Below are 5,220 nucleotides of genomic sequence, written 5' to 3'. Positions count from 1 at the left end.
CATAATCATGAATTGGAGATCCGGGAAGGATTGACATTGGAAGACGGTGACGTGAAAGTGGACGACATGCAAGTGCTATCCTTGGATCGCACAATCATTGGTTTGGAAATCCATATCGGTAGAAACAGAATTGTAAGAAGGCTTTTTGCCCATTTGGGCTATGAGGTCACGGCACTGGATCGGGTTATTTTTGCCGGTTTGGACAAGAAAGATCTGAAGCGCGGGCATTATCGATTCCTCACCGAACAGGAAGTGATTCGATTGAAATTCTTCACCTAAAAATAGTAAAGGCTCCAAATCGGGGCCTTTTTTTATGCCTTTAATTTTTTGGGAAATTCCCCATTCAAGTGATATTTAGGGGAGAATGATCTTTTGAATTATCGGATAGAGTAAAAGGATTCCTTGTCAGTCGGTAAATAAATCCCCAATTGGAGGAGTTTAAATCTACTTTTTTAATAATAGTGCTGCACTTCATTTACTAATCCCTGCACTTGCCAAGGCAGGGGTTTGAAACGAAAAAGAATGTTGAGTTCTTCGATGCATGTTTCGGCTTACACGCGGAATTTTTGCTTTTAATCCACAGCTCAGTTTAAATTTTAGATCTATGAAAGGAAGTTTTTACCCAGAAGTTCGTTCTCCAAAATCCATTAGGGGAGGTGCTTTTACTAAAAAATCAGGTGACTTAAAACAGCTAATGTCCATGGAGGAACCTTTGATATTTAAAGTTTTAGAGTCCTCTAAGATTTTAAAGCTCTGTTTTTTGGCTTTAGCATTATTTTTCTCACAGACTACTTTGGTTCAGGCTCAGACGCCGGTTGACCAGAATTTTAATTCACAGCCCACTGATGATTCTTTTAACAATACCTCTACAGATATAAATGGAGTAAGGTACACAGGTGGTCCGGGAGCTAATAGGTTTGCATCAGTTCTTGAAGCGTTGGATGTTTCACCCAATCCGGCCTTTACAGGCAGAGCAATTCTTATTGGGAATAATGTGTCAGAAGCAGGAGGGTATGCTGAGTTTTTCACAATTGACAATTCAACCAATTTTAAACTTGTCTCCTTGAAAATTGAAACCTATCCAGAATCAGGAGAATATGCTACAGAATATACAATTATAGGCTATGATAATGGAGTTCAGAAAGTAGCGGTAGATGTAAATATGTTGTCCGCGGGAACTTATGGTTCTGGAAATAATGCCATCGTTTACTCTAATTTATATTCAAACGGAGAGGGGGATAAGTCTGGGCTTTTGACTTTTGGCTCAAGTTGGGAAAATATTGACCAAGTCAGATTTCGGATTAAAACTCCAAGTTCTGGGTTTTATTGGATAGGATTGGATGATATTGATTTTGAACCTGCAGTGGTGCCAGCTACAGCTCCAAGTGTCACTTCAAATTCTGCCACAAACTTGACTTCTGCCGGGGCTACTCTCAATGGCAATGTCACTGCCGATGGCGGTGCATCAGTCACAGCCCGGGGCTTTGTGTATTCCAGTTCGGATAATATGCCTACCATTGGCGAAGGTGGTGTAACCAATGTCGCTGACGGCAGTGGTACTGGAGCTTTTAGCGAAGCGATCTCAGGATTGTCTGCTTCCACGACTTACTACTATCAAGCTTATGCGACGAATAGTGTGGGGACTAGCTATGGAGGGGTGGAGAGTTTTACTACTGCAAGCGCGGTACCGACAGTTACTGATGCTAATATCAGTATTTCCGGTGCTACAGGTACAGGAGGTGCTTTCAAAATAGGTGATACAGTTACTGCAACTTGGAACAATACAGCGGGTGGAGACAATAATTCAGGCATTACAGGAGTCACCGTAAACTTTTCCCAGTTTGGTGGAGGATCGGCTGTAGTGGCTACGAATAGCTCAGGGACTTGGACTGCCACTTACACCATCTCAGCGGGTGCCATTGATGCCGGCAACCGGAATGTGAGTGTTACAGCGACCAATGCAGATGAGTCGACCACCACAGACGATACAAGCAACGCCACAGTGGATAATATTGCTCCTGTTGTTTCGAATGCAAGCATTGGCATTTCCGGTGGGACAGGTACCGGAGGCGCATTCAAAATCGGAGACACGGTCACTGCGACCTGGGACAATAGCGCATTTGGTGATGACAACAGTGATATAGTCACCGGGGTTACTGTTGACTTTTCCCAGTTTGGTGGTGGAGCGGCTGTAGCAGCAACAAACAATTCTGATACCTGGAGGGCAACCTATACCATTACCGCCATTGGTGATGATACGAGCAATCGTAATGTAAGCGTCACAGCGACTGATAATGCTGGTAATAAGACAACTACAGCTGATACTACAAATGCTACCTTGGAAAATGATCCAACAACAGTGAGCAGTGTTGGCGTGCCAGCCAATGGTGTTTACATTGCGGGGCAAAACCTCGATTTCACTGTAAACACCAGCCAAAACATTACCGTCAATAGTGGAGGCGGAACCCCACGAATTGCCCTAACAGTTGGTTCCACCACCCGATATGCAAGTTACATCAGCGGCAGCGGCACTTCTGCGCTGACGTTCCGTTACACTGTTCAGTCCGGCGATTTGGATACCGATGGTATTGCCATTGCGGGAGAGATTGAGGCAAATGGAGGAACCATGAAAGATGGCTCGGGCAATGACCTGGTTACTTCACTCAATTCTGTGGGTTCCACAGTTAGTGTGCTGGTGGATGCGGTTGCACCGAATGCCCCTACAAACCTCAACCTAACAGCAGGTTCAGATTCAGGAAGTAGTTCTACAGATGACATCACCAACGACAACACTCCAACTATTACCGGCCAGGCTGAAGCCAATGCAACCATTACACTTTACGACACTGACGGGACAACAGTTCTTGGCACCACCACTTCAAATGGCTCAGGTAATTGGTTGATGACCAGTTCAGCGCTCTCTGATGGGGCTCACAGCTTGACTGCGAAAGCTACAGATGCGGCTGGTAATCAATCAGTAGCCTCTACTGCACTTGTGGTGACTATTGATACAAGTCCACCTGTTGTTACCGACGCAAACATCAGTATATCAGGAGCCACGGGTACAGGTGGAGCATTCAAAATCGGAGATACAGTTACAGCAACCTGGAATAATACTGCAGGTGGCGATCATAATAGCGATGTTATGAGCTCGGTTACAGTTGACTTTTCCCAGTTTGGCGGTGGAGCTGGAGTAGCTGCGACAAACAGTTCAGGAACATGGACTGCTACTTACACAATTAGCGCTGGAGCAATTGATGCTGTCAACCGCAATATCAGTGTGACTGCAACAGATATTGCTGGAAATACCACTACGACGGGTGATACAAGTAATGCAACAGTAGATAATGTTGCTCCGACAGTAACAGATGCCAATATCAGCATCTCAGGTGCAACAGGTACCGGAGGCACATTCAAAATTGGAGACACGGTCACTGCGACCTGGGACAATAGCGCATTTGGTGATGACAACAGTGATACAGTCACCGGGGTTACTTTTGACTTTTCCCAGTTTGGCGGAGGATCGGCTGTACTTGCTACGAATAGCTCGGGGACATGGACAGCAACCTATACGATCACGGCTGGTGCGATCGATGCTTCCAACCGCAATGTTAGCGTTACAGCAGCCGACAATGCAGGGAATGCTACCACGACCGCTGATACAAGCAATGCAACAGTCGATAATGTTGCTCCAATAGTTTCCGAATTTGCGCCGGTGAATAACGCAACCGGGGTTGCCTTGCAGCCTACCTTGATTATCACATTCGATGATGAGGTGACTTTGGGAAATACCGGGATTTTCAGTCTTGGCAAAGTTGACGGGGACGGGTGTTCCATTACTTCAATTTTGGAATTTGACCTGAGTGATCCGGATGAAAGGTCCTTGTTTACTTTATCAGACGACAAGCTTACGGTGTCCTTGATCCTCACAGAGAACCTACCTGTGAACACCCAGGTGATCCTGGCGATTCCGACAGGCTTTGTAACGGACTTGGTTGGAAATTCCTTTGTTGGCTTCAGTGCCTATACCTACACTTGGTCATTTACGACCATCAACAAACTGAATCAGACCATTACCTTCCCTGAAATCGAAACCAAGACCTATGGTGATCCTACTTTTACCTTAGGAAATGCCGAGACAGACCAAGGGTTGACGGTGACCTACACTGCCGCTGACCCGACAGTAGTCAGCATCACCGGAAATCAGGCAACAATTCTGAAATCAGGCTCGACTACGATCACTGCAACACAGGATGGGGATGAGGTGACCTTTGCGGCAGAGCCGGTGGAAAGAACGCTGACTGTTGGCAAGAAGACCTTGACGATCACGGCCAATGACGACAGCAAGACTTACGGCGAAACGTACACCTTTGCGGGTACTGAGTTTACAACCGAAGGCTTGGAAGACGGTGATGAAGTGACTTCGGCCACGCTCACATCCACAGGCGCACCAGCTACGGCAGGGGTGAATGATTACGACATCCTGATTTCAGAAGCAGAAGGCGCAGGTCTGTCTAACTATGAGATCACTTATGTACAAGGCACCTTGACCGTTGGCAAGAAGACCTTGACGATCACGGCCAATGACGACAGCAAGACTTACGGCGAGACCTACACTTTTGCAGGAACCGAGTTCACAACCGAAGGCTTGGAAGATGGTGACGAAGTGACTTCGGCCACGCTCACGTCCACAGGCGCACCAGCTACGGCAGGGGTGAATGATTACGACATCCTGATTTCAGAAGAAGAAGGCACAGGTCTGGCGAACTATGAGATCACCTATGTAAAAGGCACGCTGACCGTTGGCAAGAAGACCTTGACGATCACGGCCAATGACGACAGCAAGACTTACGGCGAGACCTACACTTTTGCAGGAACCGAGTTCACAATCGAAGGCTTGGAAGACGGTGACGCAGTGACTTCAGTTACACTTACTTCTACGGGAGCACCTGCGGCAGCAGAAGTAAACACCTATGATATCCTGATTTCAGATGCAGAAGGCACAGGCCTGGATAATTACGAGATCAGCTTTGTAAAAGGAACCTTGACGGTAGGCAAAAAAGCGGTAACCATCACAGCTGATGACAAGCAGAAAACATACGGCGAAGCCAATCCTGCCCTGACTTTCAGCTACAGCGGCTTAGTCAACGGTGACACCAAAGTGACCACCGAGCCAGGCATCAGCACGACTGCTATACAAAGTTCGAACGCAGGCACGTA

At 46.8% G+C, this 5,220-nt stretch carries 1 protein-coding gene and 1 pseudogene; both read left to right on the top strand.

The window, feature by feature from the left end; all coding sequences use genetic code 11:
• Positions 1-279 (top strand): annotated as a pseudogene (locus Q8M62_RS07085) (pseudouridine synthase); the annotation flags it as partial.
• Positions 280-760: 481 nt separating this feature from the next.
• Positions 761-5,220 (top strand): MBG domain-containing protein (locus Q8M62_RS07080; RefSeq protein ID WP_305668067.1); only part of this gene is annotated, 4,460 nt, incomplete at its 3' end.

This window comes from Algoriphagus sp., assembly GCF_030694375.1.
In the GTDB taxonomy this organism is placed as follows: Bacteria; Bacteroidota; Bacteroidia; order Cytophagales; family Cyclobacteriaceae; genus Algoriphagus.
This window is presented reverse-complemented; position numbering and strand designations above follow the sequence as displayed.